We start from the raw sequence: 20,763 nt of genomic DNA, 5'->3' as shown, positions 1-20,763 counted from the left end.
ATGTCCATTGAGCCGGCTATCGGGCCGGCGTAGTTTTGTGGGGTAAAAATAATGGAATATGTCAGACGATACATCAAGAAGAAACTGGATCAGGCAAAGTACATTGGCAATGATGGGTTTGCCTGTTTTGTTTAAAAATCCCTATATTTTCAAGCCTAACGATAAAGAAGAAACTATGACACACTATCTCTGCAGCACCTGCGGGGTGCAATATGAAGCCAGTGCGAAGGCGCCGGAACATTGCCCTATCTGCGAAGACGACCGCCAATACGTAAATCCGGGCGGCCAAAGCTGGACCACCCTGGAGCAGGTGCAGAAAACGCATAAAAATATTATAGAGCTGGTAGCTCCTAATTTATATGCGATCTATTCTACTCCTGATTTTGCTATCGGGCAGCGGGCGCATTTGCTCATTACTCCCGGTGGTAACATCCTGTGGGATTGCCTTGCTAACCTGGACGCCTCTACGATAAATATCATACAACAGTTGGGGGGGATCAAGGCGATTGCACTCTCCCACCCGCATTATTTTTCTACCATCGTGGAATGGAGCCATGCTTTTGGCAATATCCCGGTGTATGTACATCAGCTGGATGCGGAATGGCTGCAACGCCGCGATGAGGTGATTAAGTTATGGTCTGGTAATGAACTAACCTTGTGGGATGGTATTAAGCTGGTGCTTTGTGGAGGTCATTTTGCCGGTGGTAATGTGCTTTACGCTCCTGCTGGCAAGGGCATGTTGCTCGTGGGTGATGTTATCCAGGTATCCTCCGATAGAAAAACGGTATCTGTGATGTATAGTTATCCAAATAATATCCCGTTATCTGCGCGGGAAATTAATGTATTGCATGCGGCGGTGAAACCCTTAGCATACGATGCCATGTATGGTGCTTTTGGAAAATATATTAAAACAGGTGCATCTGCCGCGGTAGATTTTTCTTTGGAAAGATACCTGAGGCGCATCCGTTAACCTATTAAAGGGTTGATAAACAAGCATCTATATTTGTAAAAAAAGATAAGGAAAAATTCCCGCTACCTCGCCATGGCAACCGGGGTGCGGTTCATCTCTTCTTGATGAGTGGCCTGCGGGTTATTAGAAAATTTCTGCTTACTTTTGTGGATTGCCTTTTTATCAGCTGTTAAGTTTTTTTGATATATCTATTAACCCTTTTGCTGATAATAAAAGCGGGCAACAACGTATAGTATGTCGCTACCCCATTTGCTAAAATATGTTTACAACAACGGCACTGATGAAGTGATCCGCAGGGGGAAGCGTATTTTTTCGGCCGGGGGCGTTGAACTCATCGAGGCAGACCCGGTACTGAAATCAGCTACCTTCCGCGTAAAGAGCGACACACATGCCAATTACTACCGTGTTTCCATCAGCAAGTATGGAGAAACAACAGGTATGTCTATCCGGTGTCAGTGCCCATACAACCTGGGTGACATCTGCCGGCACGAAGCAGCCGCGCTTTTCCAGCTACAGGAAATGCTGGATAAAAATCATTTCGAGAGCTTCGACACACAGTTTGATCAGCAGCACACGCTGATTAAAATGAAGTCTATCGATATCAAATCAATTAAACTCCTGACCTCCGGTGCTATCCTCGCCGAGGCAGAAGAAATTGCCAAAAAACATCCTGCCAAAATAAAACTGGCCAAAGATGAAAAGGTAGAAGCCCTCCTGAAGCTGGATGGAGAAGAATTTCCGCTGATCATTCAACGGAATGAAGAACGCTTTTATGATACCCACTGCACCTGCGATGAAACAGAACATGCGCTGTGTGTTCATAAAACAGCCCTCTTTCTCCAACTGCTGCAGAAAAATGGTCCGTTTTACTTCGATACCCTCCGTAACTGGGATAAAGAAAAAAACAAACTGCTGTCCCTATATGGCTACTCCCTGTCAGATGACCTGAACGGGAAATTCGCCTTCTCTTATATGGATGGCAAACCATTTCTCCGGGTACTGGATCCTACCATTAAACGGGTAGATGGCGCCGCAGCAGGCAGACAGCCCGTAACGGCTCCTCCGCCACCGGAAGAAACCATTACCATTACACAACGGCTGGCAGCGGTTTTCAATGCCAACGAAACGTTGTATCCTTATTTCAAAATAGACCTGGTCAGCGGCGAAATAAACGATGAGCAAACTGCCTTCGTATCGCTCGCCAGCAAACTGGATCTTACCAAATACGTAGACTTTTACCAGTACAAGGAAAAAGACAGGGAACTCATAGCACCTATACGAAAATTACAAGGCAGCGAAGTGAGCAAATTCCTTAGCAAAAACTCTCCGTTTGCCGGCATCTGGGAAAATATTACGCACGAAAATGCGGAAGAACTACCCACCGAAACAAAAGAGCTGATGCTGGAATACCTGCATCCTAAGCTGGCCAAACTGTTTCCTCAGCTGGCCGAGCACGGACTGGTATTTGCGCTGCCCAACAGGCAAGCCTTCAAAACAAAAAATTTACAACAACTACAAATAGGTGCCGACCGCCTCAAACTGGTGATCAAAACCCATACAGGCGATACGCATGTAGAAGTAAACTGTTACGTAAATATTGAAGGTGAACTGGTAAATGTAGCGGACAACGAATGGGAAAGCCCTTTAATGTTCCTCTACAAACAGGTGATTTATTTGTTTGAAAGTCCACAGGATGCCCTGCACGTGGAACTCTTCAGACAAAGCGGTAAACTGCGCATCGCCAACAAGGAATGGCCGGCTTACCTGAAAGATTACCTGCTGCCTTTAAGTCGTCAGTACGATATCCAGTTCGACAAAGGATTGCTGGCTGAGGTAGATGATATCATGCCTGAATCCCGCGTATTCCTGAAAGAGCTGGGCGAAACATTTATCATACAACCAGGTTTCGCTTACCGCGGCCAGGAAGTAGAATGGAATGATGAGAGCAAGATCACTGTGCAGGAAGGCAACAAAGTGCTCATCATCCATCGTAATAAAGAGGCGGAAGAAGAATTTGTAGCCAAGCTCCGCACCTTACATACCAACTTCGCCCAACACGATAACCACAACTATTTTTATCTGCGTGCTAAAGAAGCCCTGAAGAACAACTGGTTCTTCCTCTTCTTTGATGCGCTGAAAGAAATGAATGTGCGCGTGTTCGGATTTGATAACCTGCGCAACTTTAAATTCAGTTCGCATAAACCGGTTACCAACTTACAGATCAGCTCGGGCATCGACTGGTTTGACGCACAGATCGAAGTATTATATGGCGATCAGAAAGTAAGTATCAAGGATATTAAAAATGCGCTGGCCAACAAACAGAACTATGTTCAGCTGGCAGATGGCTCCCTGGGCCTGCTGCCGGAAGAATGGCTGCGCAAATATTCCCTGCTCTTTAAAGTAGGGGAAGAAAAAGATAAAGGTCTTAAACTCAGCAAATACAACTTCAGCGTAATCGATGAACTGTATGAGTTTATAGATGATGAAGCAGTAGTACTGGAGCTGGAACAAAAGCGCCGCAAACTGCTGCAGTTCGATGAGATCCGTAACATTGCGCTTCCTGAGAATTTGCAGGCTACCCTGCGACCTTACCAGGAGAGTGGCTTCCAATGGCTCAACTACCTCGATGACATCAAATGGGGCGGTATTCTCGCCGATGACATGGGGTTGGGTAAAACCATTCAGGCCCTCACCTTCTTACAGTATTACAAAAACAAGAACGGTGGTAAAACAATGGCGTTGATAGTTTGTCCTACCACGCTGATTTACAACTGGGAAAATGAAATAAAGAAATTCACACCGGATATCAGACATCATATCCACCACGGCCCTGCACGACTGAAATCGTCGGAAGAACTGGTGAAATTTGATGCCATTATTACTACCTACGGCACCTTGCGCAGTGATATTCAGCTGCTCATGAAAGTGGAGTTTGACTATGTGATCCTTGATGAATCACAGGCTATCAAAAATCCGCAATCCAAGGTTACCAAAGCGGCGCAACTGTTACAAACAAAAAACAGGCTGGCGCTGAGTGGTACGCCTATGCAGAATAATACTTTTGATATCTATGCGCAGATGAACTTCCTGAATCCGGGTATGCTCGGTAGTGTAGACTTTTTCCGCAACGAATTTGCTACGCCTATCGATAAATTCCAGGATGAAGAAAGAAAAGAACACCTGCGTAAACTGATCTATCCGTTTATCCTTCGCCGTACCAAAGAACAGGTGGCGAAAGACCTGCCGGAAAAAATAGAAACGGTGATCTTCTGCGAAATGGATGCGGAACAACGGCATATTTACGATGCCTACCGCAATACCTATCGCTCCAAGATCCTCGGTGTTATTGAAGATCAGGGTATGGAACGTTCACAGCTCACCATCCTGCAAGGTTTGATGAAACTGCGGCAGATTTGTGACTCCCCTGCTATCCTCAACGATACGGAGCAGTATCCGAATCACTCTGTGAAACTGCATGAACTGACCCGCGAAATATCTGAAAACATCGGCAACCACAAAGTGCTGATCTTCTCTCAATTCCTGGGAATGCTGGGACTGATCCGCGACCGGATGCAGCACCTCAAAATTCCTTACGAATATTTCGATGGTAGTACTTCTACAGTAGATCGTGAAAAAGCCATTCAGAACTTCCAGAACAACGATGAATGCCGCGTATTCCTGATTTCACTGAAAGCCGGTGGTGTGGGCTTGAACCTCACCGCAGCGGACTATGTATACATCGTAGACCCATGGTGGAATCCGGCGGTAGAGCAACAAGCGATTGACCGTACGCACCGTATCGGACAAACGAAAAATATTTTCGCTTACCGCATGATCTGTAAAGACACGGTGGAAGAAAAGATACTGCAGTTGCAGGAACGCAAGAAGTCACTGGTAAAAGAAATTATTTCTGACGACAGTGGTTTTGTGAAGAAGTTGACGAAGGAAGATGTATTGTATTTGTTCAGTTAATGAACAGTATGTAAATAAGTTAAAAGGGGTGCCTGAGGTGCCCCTTTTTTTATGTGTTCAGGTGTCCGGGGAAAATTGTCCATGCGATTGCGTTAATTCTGCATGGTATAGCCGGTTGCTTTGTACCAATTTTGTGCTATCAATAACAACTGCATAAAATCTTCACAAAGTAAAAACTTAAAAACATGGCACGATTAACTGCACTGAATCCCGACACCGCTTCCGGTAAAACCAAAGAACTGTTTAATGCTGTACAAGGCAAACTGGGCGTGGTTCCCAATATGATGCGTACAATGGGTAACTCACCTGCCCTGCTGAACGGATACCTCCAACTGAGCAGCGCACTCGGTGGTGGAAGTCTTGGTACAAAAACAGGTGAGCTGATTGCACTTGCTGTAGGAGAAAGCAACAGTTGCGACTACTGCCTGTCGGCCCRTACCTTTATAGGTACCAACCTGGTAAAAATTGACGCCGAAACTTTGGCTGCATCCAGAGAAGGTAAATCGGCAGATGCGAAGACACAGGCTATCCTGCAGTTTGCTAAAACATTGGTGAGCAAAAATGGTCATGTGAGTGATGAGGATGTTGAGGCTGTGAAAGCGGCAGGTTTAACAGAAGGTGAAATTGGAGAAGTGATAGGCCATGTAGGATTAAATATCCTGACCAATTATTTTAATAATACGGCCGAAACGGAAATTGATTTTCCACCGGTAACAGCACATGCTGCAATAGTTTAATTTTACGGATATAATAAGCAGGTGAAAGTGCACGCACCTGTTTATTATCAAACTGTTATCAGTATTATGGACACAACTACTGCTTATACACTTACGGATCCGGCTACGGGAAACCTTGCCCTGAAACTATTTTCCTTTGAGAATAACAATCACTTTGACCATGTGCAGCGCAATAATTACTATTCTGTGATCTGGTTGCATCAGGGAAGTGGGACATTGAAATCAGATTTTTCATCTTATGACTTTGATGATAATAACCTGTTGGCATTTGCTCCATATCAGCCGTTTATGTTCTGTACCACTTCCCGCCTGACCGGGGTGGCATTGCAGTTTCATCCTGATTTTTTCTGTATTCACATGCATCATAAAGAGGTGTCCTGCAATGGGGTGTTGTTTAACAACATTTACCAGGCCCCCTATGTGAAGGTAGATAGCAGCGCAGCCGCTACTTTCAATATGATCATTGAGCAGATGAAGATGGAAATGAAGCATAAAGAGCTGGCGCAGTATGATGCGCTCATATCCTATCTTAAGATATTCCTGGTAACGGCTTCGCGGTTAAAGATCCAGCAGCAGGAGGAGTTGAATTTATTGTCGGATAGCCAGTACAAAGAACCCCTTATTTTACAACACCTCAAAGATGCCATTGAAGGCAATTATAAGGTGAAACACAGTGCCGGTGATTATGCGACACTGCTTAATATTTCCACGAAGGCTCTGGGACGTATTACCAGGACGCACTTCAATAGAACCATTACCCACCTTATTGCAGAACGCATCATTGTAGAAGCCAAACGGGAGCTGTATCTGACCAATAAGGCGGTAAAGGAAATTGCTTTCGAACTGGGTTATGATGACGAGTTTTATTTCAGCCGCTTTTTTAAAGCCAATACGGATGTGTCCCCGCAGATGTTTCGTAATACCGTGGGCTTTGGTCGCGCTGCCTCGTTATGACCCTTTTTTATGCACATAAGGCAATGATCAGCTTTGGTAATCCTATGGCTACAAATATTCCATAAGCAAGATCCAGCCAGAAGAAGGAGCCCAATGCACCAAGCATAATCAATCCTGCTACGGGAACTGCCAGTACTTTAAGCCACAGCGGCGTATCTTTCCCATGCCACAGGGTTTCCCACATGCTTTTTGCATCACCTGTACTGGGAAAAGCGTGCATGGCAATGCTGATGCCGAGGTACAGTAATATATAATCGAACAAAGTACCAGACTGAAATTGTACTACCGGAATAGCGGCAGGGAATGCAATGATGAAGCCTAACAGGGTGTTTACGAAAAACGGACCTATACTGATCATCAGCTGATGTACCGGGTTGCGTGGGATTTCGTGAATCACGTATCCGGCAGGATTAGCCACCTGGAAATATTTTACTTCAAATATGGCTACGCCAAACAAACGGCAAAAAAGCTGGTGTGCAAGTTCATGTACAATTACACCGGGGAAGGTGATCAGGGCAATGATGATACCAGGTACAAACATGATTTTAATTTTTTTAGATGTTGGAAGAGGATTATCTGTAACTGATTTTGCCGCTGAAAATGTCTGTCATTTCAGCAATGGTAGTGGAGTCGGCGTCTGGCATCACTTTCATTTTTGCCAGCAACTGATCCCTTTCTTTCAGCCTGTTATTGAAATGATCTGCGATGGCAAGTGCATATATGCTTGCTGCTGAATCTGGGTTGAGCTCATATGCTGCGGTTGCCTTTTGCAGTGCTTCCTTATCTTGTTTTTGTTTTAATAGTATTTTTGCGATGGCAGCTAATGCATGATGTGACTCGGCATTCTGTTTCAGTATTTTTTCGCAAAGTTTTATTGCTTCATCATATTTTTTCTCTTCTCTATAGGTATTGGCTAACCACAGGGTTGCCACACGGAAATCTGGTTTGGTGGTTGCCAGCATACTAAACAGGCTGTCTGCTTTGGGATAGTTCTCACTATTAAAGGCATATCTGCCTAACATGAAAACAGCGCATGCATCCCCGGAATGTTTACTGCAATACTTATCCAGTTGCTTTTCATACTCCGGATCGGTTTCTGCTATCTGGCTAATGGAAGCTGCAAAAGAAGTGTCGCTTAGATTGTAATACCGGAGGGTTTCCGTCACCTCGTTCACTTCATCGACCAGCTCGTGGTTATCACTTTTTTTGTTAGCCATCAGCGTCAGCATGCTATCGGCTTCTATAAAATTATCACTCCGTACAACGGCCATCAGGTAGTGGGCGCCAGCCTCGAAATTGTCTGGAAATTGCTGCAACACTTGTCCGAGCAACCTTTTTTCGGTGATATAGTGATGTGTTTTCTCTGCTTTCAAGGCTTTCTGGTAAGTCACCCCTGCTTTAAAATATCTGGGCAAATTGTACCCTGAAATCAAAATGAGTAATGCTACGCCAGCTGCAGCCCATTTCACGCTGTTAAGTATGGGGTATCGGCTGAACTTTTTTCTGCATTCTCTGCAAAGAGGAGTAAGATATCCCGGTTCAATTTCGGGATTAGTGCAATTATGGCAACCGGTTTTCGGGACCGGTGGCTGTGTTTCTTCATTGATTTCATCCATGGGTAAAATGGCTTTAGGTATCGGGAACGGGTATACTACAATAAGGCTGCAAGGTATTAAAAACACTTTCATTTTTGCATACACCCTACCATTTCTGCATGGTTTTCTGCAACCCCTGTTTACTCCCTTCTTCCTGAATTATTTTTTAAAATATTGATAATCAATTAAATATATCAATAATGAGCCTCGATCGGTTACGCTGGCATTCCAATGGCATTACCCTATTTGTATCAAAACAAATTGATCCAGATGCTACCAGACTCGAAAATCTCTCAGCTAATAGGTTTACAGATCCCGGGATTTACATTTCCCGCGGAGGAACAGGTACCTGCCAAAGGTTCCGTTAGTAAAGTGATTCACACTTTCGCCGATTATACCGGGCGTATGATACGTAGTGAACAATTGCACGAGGTGAAACGTTGCTTCACAGTAGCGGGTGTATTGTATCATAATGGAAGTAATGCATTGCGTAACGCTATCGAGAGCGCATTTATGTATACGTTATCTCCGCTGATCTGCGGAAAGCATAAGGAATTACTGCCTTTATCTCTGAAGAACGTAAGGATCCAGCATTTACAAACAATTGCTATATAAAACAACCTTTTATGATGATGACTATTCTCTTGGTATTGGCGGGACTGGCCTGCTTTGCCTTATTCTTTAAATCGGTAGACTATTTCGAAAAGATCTAACTCAACTATTATGACTGCATTATTTGTTTTATCACTTTTCGTTTTCGGCTACATGATATATGTACTGTTGAAACCTGAAAAATTCTGATTGGAGTAGTATCTCCCACGCCTATACGCAACGCTTTTTTAACTAACTATAGAAATGACAACAGAACTTTTAGGCGTAATTGCCACCTATGGCATCACGCTGTTGCTAGCCTGGCCGCTGTCCAGGTACATCGTAAAAATATTCCGGGGTGAGCGGACCTGGTCCGATTTTATGTCGCCATTGGAACGCCTTTTCTTCAAAATTTCCGGGATCAATCCGAAAGAAGAAATGGACTGGAAGCAGCACATGAAAGCATTGCTGACAATCAACCTGGTTTGGTTTGTATATGCTTTCTTCGCGTTGTTTTTTCAGGATAAACTGCCGCTGAATCCGGATGGCAACCCGGGACAGTCGGCTGATCTGGCGTTTAATACCGCCATCAGTTTTGTGGTAAACTGTAACCTGCAACACTATTCCGGCGAAACAGGTGTTACCTATTTCACGCAATTATTTGTACTGGCCTTCCTGCAATTTGTAAGTGCCGCTACTGGTATTGCCGCCCTGATAGTAGTGTTTAAGGCGATGAAAGAAAAAACGACTACCAAGCTGGGTAACTTCTGGGATATTTTCCTGAAAACAATTACCCGTATCCTGTTACCTCTCAGCATTGTCATTGCACTCATCTTTATATTTAATGGAATGCCTGCCAGCTTCGCCGGCAAGGATACCATTGTAACCATGCAGGGCGATACTGTGAATGTATCCCGTGGTCCGGTGGCCGGATTTGTGGCTATCAAGCATCTGGGAACCAATGGTGGTGGCTTCTTTGGAGCCAACTCCGCGCACCCGCTGGAAAATCCGAACTACGTTACCTGGATGACAGAAATGGTGGCACAGGTAGTATTACCTATTGCGATGGTTTTTGCATTGGGCTTGTTTATACAGAAAAGAAAATTCGCCAATGTCATATTCGGGATCATGACCATTGGGATGATATGTTTACTGATCCCATCGATGCAGCAGGAAATGGCCGGGAACCCGGAAATTGCCAAAATGGGTATACACCAGGTCACGGGGGCCATGGAAGGCAAGGAAGTGCGGTTTGGCGCTGCAGCTACCGGGTACTGGAGTACGGTGACCACCATTATATCTACGGGTTCCGTATGCGGCTGGCACGATAGCACCATGCCTATGACCGGTTTGATGCAGTTGCTGGGTATGATGCTGAACTGTCTTTATGGTGGTTGCGGTGTAGGTATCCTGAACTATTACATCTACATTATCATCGCAGTATTTATATCAGGACTCATGGTAGGCCGTACACCGGAATTCATGGGGCATAAACTGGAAGCGAGGGAAGTAAAGATTGCAGCCATCATTACGCTGTTATCGCCCTTCCTGATCCTGGCTGGTACAGCATTATCTGCTTATATGTTATCGCATCATCCGAATGCGGACTGGGCAGTGAAGCCATCGGCGTGGCTAAACAATCCCAGTTTCCACGGCTTCTCTGAAATGCTGTATGAGTATACTTCTGCCAATGCCAATAACGGTTCTGGTTTTGAAGGTTTGGGAGATGGTAACGTATTCTGGAACGTTTCTACCGGATTTGTACTGATCCTCGGCAGGTTCCTGCCTATTATAGGACCGGTGGCGATTGCAGGTTTGATGGCCTCCAAGAAATATGTGCCTGAATCTGCCGGTACACTGAAAACAGATTCACTCACTTTCGGCGCCATGACATTTGCTGTGATTGTTATTCTCACTGCCTTGTCTTATTTCCCGGCGCTGGCATTGGGTCCTATCGCAGAGTATTTTTCCCTGTAATTTTTTAATGACTGACTACCATGAAGCATGATAATAAATTGTTTCCGAAAGACCTGGTGATGGAGAGCCTGAAGCAGTCCTTCGTGAAGCTGAATCCAAGATTGATGATTAAAAACCCGGTGATGTTCACCGTGGAAGTAGGTACCGCTGTAATGCTGATAGTAGCGCTGTATGCGCTGTTTACCGGTGCCAAAGATCAGGGCAGCGCGGCCTATAACGTAGCAATATTTGTAGTGCTTTTCCTCACCGTATTATTTGCCAACTTCGCAGAAGCCATTGCAGAAGCACGGGGTAAAGCGCAGGCAGAAAGCTTGCGTAAAACAAGGGAAGAAACACCTGCTAAAAAAGTAGAGCTGATTGGTGAAATATTCACCAACGAAATAAAAATCGTTTCTTCTGCTACCCTGCGTAAAGGCGACATCTTCGTATGTGAAGCCGGCGATATTATYCCCGCAGATGGTGAGATCGTACAGGGTCTTGCCAGCATTGACGAATCAGCCATCACTGGTGAAAGTGCACCGGTGATCCGGGAAGCGGGTGGCGATAAGTCAAGCGTTGTAGGTGGTACCAAAGTATTGTCCGACCATATTAAAGTAAGGGTGAGCACCGAGCCTGGTGAATCATTCCTGGACAAAATGATTGCCCTCGTAGAAGGCGCCAGCAGGCAGAAAACGCCGAATGAAATTGCGCTCACTATCCTGTTAGCTAGTTTCACGCTGGTGTTTATCATTGTATGCGTTACGCTGAAGCCTTTTGCAGACTACGCACAAACGCCTATCACCATTGCCGCATTCATCTCTTTGTTTGTATGTTTAATACCTACTACCATCGGCGGTTTGTTATCTGCCATCGGTATTGCAGGGATGGATCGTGCACTGCGTGCCAACGTGATCACCAAGTCGGGTAAAGCGGTAGAAACCGCCGGTGATATTGATGTGCTGTTGCTGGATAAAACAGGTACCATCACCATCGGTAACCGTAAGGCTACTAACTTCTATGCTACCAACGGTATTTCCAGTGAAGAATTTATTCGTCTCTGCGCACTCAGTTCCTTATCTGATGAAACACCGGAAGGTAAGTCCATCGTGGAGCTGGCCGGCAAAGACGTAGTAAATAAATTATCTGTCAGCGGCGCCAGCCTGGTGAAATTCACCGCAGAAACCCGCAGCAGTGGTATTGACCTCCCCGATGGCAATCGTATCCGTAAAGGAGCTTATGATGCCATTAAACGACTGGCAGAAAAAGAAGGATTTAGCTTTCCTGCAGAAACCCTGGCGAAAGTAGAAGCCATCTCCAATGATGGTGGTACACCGCTGGTGGTATCGCTCAACAGTAAAGTACAAGGTGTTATTGAATTACAGGATATCATCAAACCAGGTATCAGCGAACGTTTTGACCGTTTGCGCAGAATGGGTGTGAAAACGGTGATGGTGACCGGTGATAACCCACTCACAGCTAAGTATATTGCTACCAAAGCCGGTGTGGATGATTTCATCGCAGAGGCCAAGCCGGAAGATAAAATGAGTTATATCCGGAAGGAGCAAAATGAAGGTCGCCTTGTAGCCATGATGGGTGATGGTACCAACGATGCTCCTGCCCTGGCGCAGGCCGATGTAGGCGTGGCAATGAACAGTGGTACCCAGGCAGCGAAGGAAGCCGGTAACATGGTGGACCTGGATAACGATCCTACCAAGCTGATTGAAATAGTGGAAATCGGTAAACAGTTGCTGATGACACGTGGTACACTCACCACTTTCTCTATTGCCAACGACGTGGCTAAATACTTCGCTATTGTGCCAGCCTTGTTTGTGACGTCTATACCTGCATTACAGGGTATTAACATCATGAAACTGCATAGCCCTGAAACAGCTATTTTAAGTGCGGTTATTTTCAACGCCATCATTATCCCGATGCTCATTCCGCTGGCATTACGCGGTGTGGCTTACAAGCCTATCGGCGCCAGTGCCCTGCTCCGCAGGAACCTGCTGATATATGGTGTAGGTGGTATCATTGCGCCTTTCATAGGTATCAAGTTGATTGATATGCTGATTGCGCTTTTCATGTAATTCTAAATGATAAAAATTTAAAGAGATGAAAAAATATCTTTGGCCTTCTGTAAAACTCACTTTATTACTGGTGGTATTGCTGGGCGGAATATATCCTTTGTTCTTAGCTGGTGTAGCTAAAATGGCTCCTGGTAACGGGGATGGTATAAAGGTAGTGCGTAATGGTAAAGTAGTGGGTTATGAAAATATAGCACAGAAATTTTCTGACGATAAATATTTCCAGCCCCGTCCTTCTACCGTAGATTATAATGCTGCCGGTTCCGGTGGATCCAATAAATCAGCTGGTAATCCTGATTACCTGAAAACGGTGCAGGAAAGAATTGACACCTTTATGGTGCATAACCCGGATGTTAAAAAATCCGATATCCCTGCAGAACTGGTGACTGCTTCTGCGAGCGGTCTTGACCCACACCTTACGCCTGAAGCGGTATACGTACAAATACCACGTGTGGCTAAACACAGAGGTATTGCTGCTGACCGCCTGAAACAACTGGTGGATGCCAACACCAAAGCACCGGTGCTGGGCGTACTGGGACTGTCTACTGTTAATGTGTTAAAATTGAATATCGCGCTTGATGAGTTGAAGTAAGTTAAGCGCTGTCCTTTTATTCCTTTCGCCTGTGAATATCCTATGATGAACTATCTTGCCTGGCAATTCGTCGCAGCGGATTGCCAGTGATTACAACACCAGCAACCTATATTAAAAGTCAACTTGAAATGAAGAAAATTCTATTACTGGCCGGCGCAATGGCTGCTGCCATTACTATGTTCGCCCAGGAAGCACCAAAGACAGAGAAAGAAAAAGACAAGGGTAAAATCACCTTTTCCGGATATGCAGAAGCATATTACAGCTATGATCTTAATCAGCCGGCAGATCATACCAAACCCGGCTTCCTGTATAATTACAATCGCCATAATGAGCTGAATCTGAACCTGGCCATGGTGAAGGCTAACTATACCTCCGATCGTGTACGGGCCAACGTGGCATTGATGACAGGTACTTATGCACAATACAACCTGGCGGCAGAGCCTACGATCATGCAATATGTATATGAAGCCAATGTAGGTATTCGTGTAGGCAAAAACGTTTGGATTGATGCGGGTGTAATGCCGGCACATATCGGTTTTGAAAGTGCCATCGGAAAGGATTGCCCTACCCTTACCCGCAGCATACTCGCAGAGAACTCTCCTTATTATGAAACTGGTGCAAAGGTAACCTGGACGCCCAATGACAAATGGTCTTTTGCCGCCATGTACCTTAATGGATGGCAGCGGATCAAGAAAGTAGATGGTAACCAAACGCCTAACTTTGGTACACAAATTACCTTCAAGCCATCGGATAAAATATTGCTTAACTGGAGCACCTATATTGGTAATGATCTTCCGGATAGTGTACGCCAGATGCGCTATTTTAATAATGTTTATGGTACCTTTAGTATTACGGAAAAATTCAGTCTCATTGCAGGATTTGACTTTGGATTACAACAAAAAGCCAAAGGCTCTTCCGATCTGAACAGCTGGTACAGTCCTATTGTAATAGGCAGGTATGCATTTACAGATAAATTCGCCATGGCAGCACGTGTAGAACATTATAACGATCAGCACGGAGTGGTGATAAACAGTGGCACACCCAATGGATTTCAAACTACCGGCTACTCTTTGAACGTTGACTTTACCCCGGTAAATAATGTAATGTTCAGACTGGAAGGAAGAACGTTTGATGGGAAAGACAAAACATTTATGAAGGGAACCGAAATGAAAAATACCAGTACATCGATCACTGCATCGCTGGCAGTATGGTTTTAATGAAATTACGAATTATGAATTACGAATTACGGATTTGTGGGGAGATATACCCGAAAAACACCAGTTACGATCTACACACAAATCCGTAATCCGTAATTCGTAATTCGTAATTCTAATTTCAAATAATGGACTCAAAAGAACACTCCGTACAGCATTTTCTTAACCTGGCAAATCGCGCCGGCAGAGGTAAGTTTAAGATATACATCGGCATGAGTGCCGGTGTGGGAAAAACATATCGCATGCTGCAGGAAGCACATGCCATGTTAAGAAATGGGGTGAACATCCAGATAGGTTATATCGAAACGCATGGGCGTGTGGAAACACACGCCCTGCTGGATGGTTTACCCCAGATACCCCGCAGACAGGTATTCTATAAAGGAAAGATGCTGGACGAGATGGATCTCTCCACCATATTACTACTGGCACCGGACTGGGTGGTAGTAGATGAACTGGCACATAGCAATATTCCCGGTTCTAAAAATGAAAAACGCTGGCAGGATGTGGTAGACCTGCTGAATGCTGGTATTAACGTGCTTTCCGCGGTGAATATTCAGCACATCGAAAGCATTAACCAGGAAGTGAAGTCCATTACCGGCGTGGAAGTACAGGAGCGTATTCCTGACCTGGTACTGCAAATGGCCAATGAAGTGGTAAATATTGATCTTACCGCCGATGAGTTAATTACCCGTTTGAAAGAAGGCAAGATCTATGATCGTTCTAAAGTAGAGAGTGCCCTGAGTAATTTCTTCCAGGCAGATAAAATCCTGCAGCTGCGGGAACTGGCGCTGAAAGAAGTGACCACACAGGTAGAAAGGAAGGTAGAGACAGAAATCCCACGTAACCTGCAAATGCGCCATGAAAGCTTCCTGGCGTGTATTTCCACTAATGATGAAGTAGCCCGGAAAGTGATCCGTAAAACAGCCAGACTGGCTGCCTATTATCATGCAGACTGGTTTGTATTGTATGTGCAGGTACCTGGAGAGAGCTCTGATAAAATAGCGCTATCTGCCCAACGTCATCTTATTAATAACCTGAAGCTGGCTACAGAGCTGGGCGCTGAAGTAATACAGGAGCATAATGCCAAAGTTTCAGAAGCTATCATTAACATTGCATTACAGAAACGGGTCACTACCATTTGTATGGGAAAGCCGCATATCAGTCTTTTTCGTATCATTTTGCGTACTAACCTGTTTAACCAGTTATTAAAAACGCTTTCTTCCAACGATATTGACATCATCATATTATCATGAGTAAGTTCAGATTAAAAACAAAGATCACCCTGGGGGTATTGTTCCTCTACATCATGCTGTTGGTGGTGAGCATTCTCGGTTATTACTATCTGAACCGCCTGAACGAAAAAGCAAAATTTATCCTGAAGGATAACTACGAATCGCTGGAATACTCTAAGAATATGCTGGTGGCGCTGGAAGATTTGCCGAAACACCGGGATGCTGCTATGGCCGCGTTTTCCGGTAATCTGAAAAAGCAGCAGGCCAATGTAACAGAACGGGGTGAGAAAGATGCTACTACAGAAGTAACCCGCATTTTTGAACTGTTACGTAAAGATACCACCACAGATGTGGGCGCCATTAAAAAAAGCATCTATACCATCATGGACCTTAACATGGCAGCCATTGTTGGTAAAAATGAAAAGGTGAAAAAAACAGCGGACAACGCACTGATGTATATTGCTATTATCAGCGGCGTTTGTTTTTTACTGGGATTTACTTTTGTGTATAACTTCCCTGGTTATATTGCCAATCCTATTCATGAACTTACAGAAGGTATCAAAGGCATTGCCAATAAACAATACAGTAAACGGCTCTATTTTACCTCCGGTGATGAATTCGGTGATCTGGCTACCGCGTTTAATACCATGGCGCAGCGCCTGGACGATTATGAGCACAGCAATCTTGCACGTATTATGTTTGAGAAACAACGTGCAGAGGCTGTGATAGGTAGTTTGAAAGATGCTACTATTGGATTTGATGTCAATAACATTATCCTGTTTGCCAACACACAGGCGTTGCAATTACTGAGTATGCAGGAAGGAGATGTAATCGGGCAACCTGCAGAAATAGTGTCTAAACGCAATGACCTGCTACGTTTCCTGGTGAGTACCCAGGAGAATGCACCACTCAAAATTGTAGTAGATGGCAAAGAGTGTTTCTTTACCAGGGAAACAACAGATATGCAGCATGAAGGAAAGCGTATAGGCTATGTAGTGATACTTCGTAATATTACCTCTTTCAAAGAGCAGGACATTGCCAAAACGCATTTCATTGCCACTATTTCTCATGAGCTGAAAACTCCGCTGGCAGCATCAGACTTCAGCATTAAGCTGTTGGAAGATGAAAGAACCGGTACGCTCAGCACTGAGCAGAAAGAACTGGTAGACAGTTTGAAACAGGATAACCGGCGCATGATAAAAATTGTGAGTGAGCTGCTGGATTTGTCGCAGGTGGAAAGCGGGAACATACAGTTGCAACCGCAGCCGGTAACCGCATTGAATATTGTGCAATACGCCATGGATACGGTACAGAAACAAGCCGCACAGCGGGAAGTAGTTATTCGTACGGACGTTCCCGATAGTTTACCCAAGGTATTGGCCGATGTGGAAAAGACAGCCTGGGTGCTGGTGAATTTGCTCACCAACGCCATCCGCTATTCCGCTCACGGCGCCGCTATTGACCTGGTAGTGACTAGTACCGGCACAGAAATGGTTTCTTTTGTGGTGCAGGATTACGGAAAAGGTATTCCGGTAGCTTTCCGCGGCCGGATCTTTGAACGGTTCTTCCAGGTGCCTGGCATGAAAGGGCATAAAGGCAGCGGGCTTGGCCTGGCTATTTCCAAGGAATTTATTGAAGCACAGGGCGGCATTATCGGGGTAGATAGCGAAGAGGATAAGGGCAGTCGTTTTTATTTTACATTACCGGAAGCTAGTGTTCAGCATTGATCTATATGTTCTTTAATCAGGTGCGCATGTTTATAATAGATCTGCATGATTTCTGTGAGGCGGGGTAGAATCGTATCCAGGTTTTCTTCGAGGCGGGCATCCCGTTCTATAGTATAAGCTACGTTGGAAGCTTGTTGCAGGCCTGCCACGTTGAGGTTAAATTTCATCTGATGTGCCAGCATATATAGTGGTTGCCAATCCTGTTCATCCACCAGGGTATTCATCTCCGAAAACTTTTTAGGAATACTGTCGAGCAGGTCTTCCAGCAGGATTTTCACATGTTCCTTTTCACCTGACATCATCTTATACACCGTGGAAAAATTCAGGGCATTGGGAGGTGTTGTTTCTGTTGCGACTTTCGATGGTATTTCCGGAACCCGCTCTCCCAGCCCTTTCAGGATTTTATGAAAAAGATCTTCTCTTTCAAATGGTTTGGAAATATAATCATTCATTCCTGCCTCTAAGCAACGTTCCTTTTCTCCTTTCAAGGCGGAGGCTGTCATGGCAATGATGTAGGTTTGGATGCCTTTCTGACGTATTGCCTGCGTGGTTTGGTATCCGTCCATGCCGGGCATTTGAATATCCATGATGATGCAATCGTAGGATTTATAATCCACCATTTCCAGGCCTCCTTTGCCGCTGTTCACCACATCTGTTCTGGCGCCGGCGTTGCGTAGGGTGTGAAATACCACCTGTTGATTAATTTCATTATCCTCTACCACCAGTATCGTTTTTCCCTGAAGTGGTTTATCTATATGAATGAGGTTTCCCTTCTCATCCTTATTGATGATTTCGCCTTTATTCCGGGTAAAGGGGAGTTCAAAATAAAAGCAGGCACCTTCATCGAGCTGGCTATCCACGTGAATAGATCCCTGTTGTAGTTCTATCAGCTCCTTGCTGATGGCGAGTCCCAGGCCGGTGCCGCCAAATTTTCGTGCATTGTCGGTATGTGTTTGTGAGAAGCTTTTAAAGATAAGATCATGTTGTTCCGGGGCTATGCCAATACCGGTATCTTTTATTTCAAAGCCAAGTTTAAGTGTGGCTGCTGCTTTGTTTTCTTCTACCAGGGATACCTTCATCATTACTTTTCCGTGATGGGTGAACTTGATTGCGTTTTCTACGAGGTTGGTCAATATCTGGTTCAGTCTTATTTCATCGCCCAGGAGGTACGTGGGAACTGCGCTGTCGATTTCATCGAAGAAGGAAAGCCCTTTTTGCTGGGCCTGTAGTTTCAGTGGGAACAGTGCGTTGTCGATGACCTCATATACATCAAAGGGTTCATGTTGCAGATGCAGTTTACCGGCTTTTATTTTAGAGAAGTCGAGTATTTCGTTGATGATGACCAGCAGGTGATTGGCAGATGTTTTAATGGCGCCTGTATATTCCAATTGGGAAGGTGTTAGCTGGTGTTGTTGCATGAGCAGGTTGGTCATACCAATGATACCGTTCATGGGCGTACGAATTTCGTGGCTCATGTTGGCCAGGAACATTTCCTGCGCATTAATGGCTTCCTGTGCCAGGGCGTTGGCGTTTTCAACGGCTTTGATATAATTGGCTTTTTCTGTGAAATCCTGTCCGATGCCGCAGATGCCGATCATTTCGCCTTCTGTATTACGCAGCGGGAATTTGGTGATGAGGAAATGGTATTCTATACCGTTTACCGTGATGATATCTTCTGCTTTCACTCTTGCTTTTGTGGCCAGTACTTCCCTGTCGAGTGGGGCATAACGGGCTACCCAGTCATAGGATAGTTCCGCATCTGTTTTGCCGATGATATCTTTTTTGGACACGCCCATCATTTCCGTAAAGCGGTTATTGACCAGCAGGTATTTGCCGGGCATATCTTTTATGAACATCATGGAGGGCATGTAATCCAGAATGGCATCGAGTCGTTGTTGCAGGTACATGGCCTGGTCATCGTTTCTTTTTTCCTTGTCTATGTCCCGGACGATGCATTGAAATTCTTTCACCCTGCCATCTTCCCCATAGATGAGGGCGGCCATTTGTTCTACCCACTTTTTGCCGCCTGACCTGGTGATGATTTCAAATTCCTGGAAGGTATAGTCATCACCGGTTTTCACCTGGTTCATATAGAATTCTTCCAGCCGGCGGTGGGTGTCTTCATCCAGGAACAGGGAATAATGTTTGCCGACCAGCTCTGTGGCGGTGTAGCCGGTCATTTCGGCGGCGTGTTTGCTAACGGAAGTAAAGGTGCCGTCTACCTGGGATTTGAACAGGATAAGTTCTGTTTCTTCTGCCAGCCGCATAAACGACTGTTCTCTTTTGTACAGGCGGTTGGTTCTTTGTTTCAATTTCAGAAAGAGCCGGTATATGTAGCGGGATTCTCCCAATAGCAGAATAAGGGTAAAGAGGCTGATGATAATCGTTGTCAGGAAGGAATACCAGGTGTATAGATTGTCGTTGTCTACCTGGGTGATGAGTTTCCGTCGGTTTACCTCGAGATATTCCGTCACCAGCTTCATGAGATTGATCCGTAAGTCGTGTCCTTTTTCCGCCGTGATGAGCTGTTTGGCGAGTGTTGGCCGGGTGGCAGCTGTGGTAAATATTTCGTTGTTGTAGGCGATTTTTTCCAGCATCACGGTTTCCAGGCTGGCTAGTATTTTTTGAGAGGCGGTATCATTTTCCGAATTATTCCTGATATTTTTCAGCGTGGTTTTCATGCTATCCGGTAATCCGTAGCTGCTGGCCGGCATGGTGGTTTTATCCATGATCAGCATATCGCGGATGGCGTTGGTATAGCTATTATCCATCATGGCAATGCTCCTGACCCTATCGATCATGGCATTGGTTTGCACCATTAGTTCAGAAGCGCTTTTACTCCTTTTCTGCACTATCCAGGCATAATATACAAATCCGGCGAGTGCCATGAACACTACCAGGACCAGTACCAAAACTGTATTTACAATTTTTTTCATGCGTAGTTTTTCAACGACTCATTAAAAGCATTGGCAGGGGTTATGACCTTAATGAAGGATTATTTATTCAAATTAGGATTTTTTGCGGCAATATTGTTGTTCATCTTGTTCAGTATGGATAGGGCCTATCAGGGAAAGTTTATAGGGGGCAATATCACTTTTTCTGTAACTTTCGACATGGGAATGTATAATACGGAACATGT

Annotated in this window: 15 protein-coding genes; 12 read left to right on the top strand and 3 right to left on the bottom strand. The window is 44.9% G+C overall.

Going from position 1 to position 20,763, the window contains the following annotated elements:
- Window positions 1-58 precede the first annotated feature (58 nt).
- The 4 genes from AC1DP6_RS24950 (at window position 59) to AC1DP6_RS24935 (ending at window position 6,633) form a co-directional block, all read left to right on the top strand.
- The gene (locus AC1DP6_RS24950; RefSeq protein ID WP_477057271.1) at window positions 59-970 is read left to right on the top strand and encodes an MBL fold metallo-hydrolase; all 912 of its coding nucleotides are present in this window, start codon (window positions 59-61) and stop codon (window positions 968-970) included.
- Between the two features lie 234 nt (window positions 971-1,204).
- Complete coding sequence (locus AC1DP6_RS24945; protein ID WP_477057270.1) at window positions 1,205-4,942, top strand: DEAD/DEAH box helicase; 3,738 nt, start codon at window positions 1,205-1,207, stop codon at window positions 4,940-4,942.
- Between the two features lie 185 nt (window positions 4,943-5,127).
- Window positions 5,128-5,679, top strand: coding sequence for a carboxymuconolactone decarboxylase family protein (locus AC1DP6_RS24940; protein WP_477057269.1), 552 nt, complete (start codon window positions 5,128-5,130; stop codon window positions 5,677-5,679).
- Between the two features lie 66 nt (window positions 5,680-5,745).
- Window positions 5,746-6,633: a helix-turn-helix domain-containing protein gene (locus tag AC1DP6_RS24935; RefSeq protein WP_477057268.1), complete on the top strand. Its 888-nt coding sequence runs from the start codon at window positions 5,746-5,748 to the stop codon at window positions 6,631-6,633.
- Window positions 6,634-6,640: 7 nt separating this feature from the next.
- On the opposite strand, the gene AC1DP6_RS24930 is transcribed toward AC1DP6_RS24935, so the two are convergent.
- Both AC1DP6_RS24930 and AC1DP6_RS24925 read right to left on the bottom strand, forming a co-directional pair.
- Complete coding sequence (locus tag AC1DP6_RS24930) at window positions 6,641-7,174, bottom strand: DUF3267 domain-containing protein (protein WP_477057267.1); 534 nt, start codon at window positions 7,172-7,174, stop codon at window positions 6,641-6,643.
- A 31-nt stretch (window positions 7,175-7,205) separates the two neighbouring features.
- The gene (locus AC1DP6_RS24925) at window positions 7,206-8,249 is read right to left on the bottom strand and encodes a tetratricopeptide repeat protein (protein ID WP_477057266.1); all 1,044 of its coding nucleotides are present in this window, start codon (window positions 8,247-8,249) and stop codon (window positions 7,206-7,208) included.
- A 249-nt stretch (window positions 8,250-8,498) separates the two neighbouring features.
- Between AC1DP6_RS24925 and AC1DP6_RS24920 the strand changes: the two genes are divergently transcribed.
- From AC1DP6_RS24920 to AC1DP6_RS24885, 8 genes are all read left to right on the top strand, one after another.
- Complete coding sequence (locus AC1DP6_RS24920; RefSeq protein WP_441572883.1) at window positions 8,499-8,843, top strand: DUF7674 family protein; 345 nt, start codon at window positions 8,499-8,501, stop codon at window positions 8,841-8,843.
- Between the two features lie 108 nt (window positions 8,844-8,951).
- The gene (locus AC1DP6_RS24915) at window positions 8,952-9,029 is read left to right on the top strand and encodes a potassium-transporting ATPase subunit F (protein ID WP_441573950.1); all 78 of its coding nucleotides are present in this window, start codon (window positions 8,952-8,954) and stop codon (window positions 9,027-9,029) included.
- 54 nt (window positions 9,030-9,083) lie between these two features.
- A complete protein-coding gene (kdpA, locus tag AC1DP6_RS24910) occupies window positions 9,084-10,796 on the top strand; it encodes a potassium-transporting ATPase subunit KdpA (RefSeq protein WP_477057265.1) in 1,713 nt (570 codons plus the stop codon).
- 20 nt (window positions 10,797-10,816) lie between these two features.
- On the top strand, window positions 10,817-12,862 hold the full coding sequence (gene kdpB, locus AC1DP6_RS24905) for a potassium-transporting ATPase subunit KdpB (protein WP_477057264.1): 2,046 nt from the start codon (window positions 10,817-10,819) through the stop codon (window positions 12,860-12,862).
- A 25-nt stretch (window positions 12,863-12,887) separates the two neighbouring features.
- Window positions 12,888-13,451 carry a potassium-transporting ATPase subunit KdpC gene (gene kdpC, locus AC1DP6_RS24900; RefSeq protein WP_477025235.1) on the top strand — a complete coding sequence of 188 codons (564 nt, stop codon included), beginning with the start codon at window positions 12,888-12,890 and terminating at the stop codon, window positions 13,449-13,451.
- Between the two features lie 128 nt (window positions 13,452-13,579).
- Window positions 13,580-14,668: a porin gene (locus AC1DP6_RS24895; protein ID WP_477057263.1), complete on the top strand. Its 1,089-nt coding sequence runs from the start codon at window positions 13,580-13,582 to the stop codon at window positions 14,666-14,668.
- Window positions 14,669-14,793: 125 nt separating this feature from the next.
- Window positions 14,794-15,918, top strand: a complete 1,125-nt coding sequence (locus tag AC1DP6_RS24890) for a sensor protein KdpD (protein WP_477057262.1) — start codon at window positions 14,794-14,796, stop codon at window positions 15,916-15,918.
- Window positions 15,915-17,624 carry an ATP-binding protein gene (locus AC1DP6_RS24885; RefSeq protein WP_477057261.1) on the top strand — a complete coding sequence of 570 codons (1,710 nt, stop codon included), beginning with the start codon at window positions 15,915-15,917 and terminating at the stop codon, window positions 17,622-17,624. Before AC1DP6_RS24890 ends, AC1DP6_RS24885 begins: the two co-directional genes overlap by 4 nt.
- Here the strand turns inward: AC1DP6_RS24885 and AC1DP6_RS24880 are convergent.
- On the bottom strand, window positions 17,615-20,560 hold the full coding sequence (locus AC1DP6_RS24880; protein WP_477057260.1) for a PAS domain-containing hybrid sensor histidine kinase/response regulator: 2,946 nt from the start codon (window positions 20,558-20,560) through the stop codon (window positions 17,615-17,617). The two genes, AC1DP6_RS24885 and AC1DP6_RS24880, sit on opposite strands and share 10 nt — an antisense overlap.
- Between the last annotated feature and the right edge of the window lie 203 nt (window positions 20,561-20,763).

The organism is Chitinophaga sp. 01L420, assembly GCF_056399985.1.
The sequence above is the reverse complement of the archived record's forward strand: the minus strand, read 5'-3'. Positions and strand labels throughout refer to the sequence as shown.

Excerpts from the sequence above, each read along its gene's own strand:
- AC1DP6_RS24950 (WP_477057271.1), top strand. The coding sequence starts at position 59 with ATGTCAGACGATACATCAAGAAGAAACTGGATCAGGCAAAGTACATTG.
- AC1DP6_RS24945 (WP_477057270.1), top strand. The coding sequence starts at position 1,205 with ATGTCGCTACCCCATTTGCTAAAATATGTTTACAACAACGGCACTGAT.
- AC1DP6_RS24935 (WP_477057268.1), top strand. The coding sequence starts at position 5,746 with ATGGACACAACTACTGCTTATACACTTACGGATCCGGCTACGGGAAAC.
- AC1DP6_RS24930 (WP_477057267.1), bottom strand. The coding sequence starts at position 7,174 with ATGTTTGTACCTGGTATCATCATTGCCCTGATCACCTTCCCCGGTGTA.
- AC1DP6_RS24925 (WP_477057266.1), bottom strand. The coding sequence starts at position 8,249 with ATGGATGAAATCAATGAAGAAACACAGCCACCGGTCCCGAAAACCGGT.
- AC1DP6_RS24920 (WP_441572883.1), top strand. The coding sequence starts at position 8,499 with ATGCTACCAGACTCGAAAATCTCTCAGCTAATAGGTTTACAGATCCCG.
- AC1DP6_RS24915 (WP_441573950.1), top strand. The coding sequence starts at position 8,952 with ATGACTGCATTATTTGTTTTATCACTTTTCGTTTTCGGCTACATGATA.
- kdpA (WP_477057265.1), top strand. The coding sequence starts at position 9,084 with ATGACAACAGAACTTTTAGGCGTAATTGCCACCTATGGCATCACGCTG.
- kdpC (WP_477025235.1), top strand. The coding sequence starts at position 12,888 with ATGAAAAAATATCTTTGGCCTTCTGTAAAACTCACTTTATTACTGGTG.
- AC1DP6_RS24895 (WP_477057263.1), top strand. The coding sequence starts at position 13,580 with ATGAAGAAAATTCTATTACTGGCCGGCGCAATGGCTGCTGCCATTACT.
- AC1DP6_RS24890 (WP_477057262.1), top strand. The coding sequence starts at position 14,794 with ATGGACTCAAAAGAACACTCCGTACAGCATTTTCTTAACCTGGCAAAT.
- AC1DP6_RS24885 (WP_477057261.1), top strand. The coding sequence starts at position 15,915 with ATGAGTAAGTTCAGATTAAAAACAAAGATCACCCTGGGGGTATTGTTC.
- AC1DP6_RS24880 (WP_477057260.1), bottom strand. The coding sequence starts at position 20,560 with ATGAAAAAAATTGTAAATACAGTTTTGGTACTGGTCCTGGTAGTGTTC.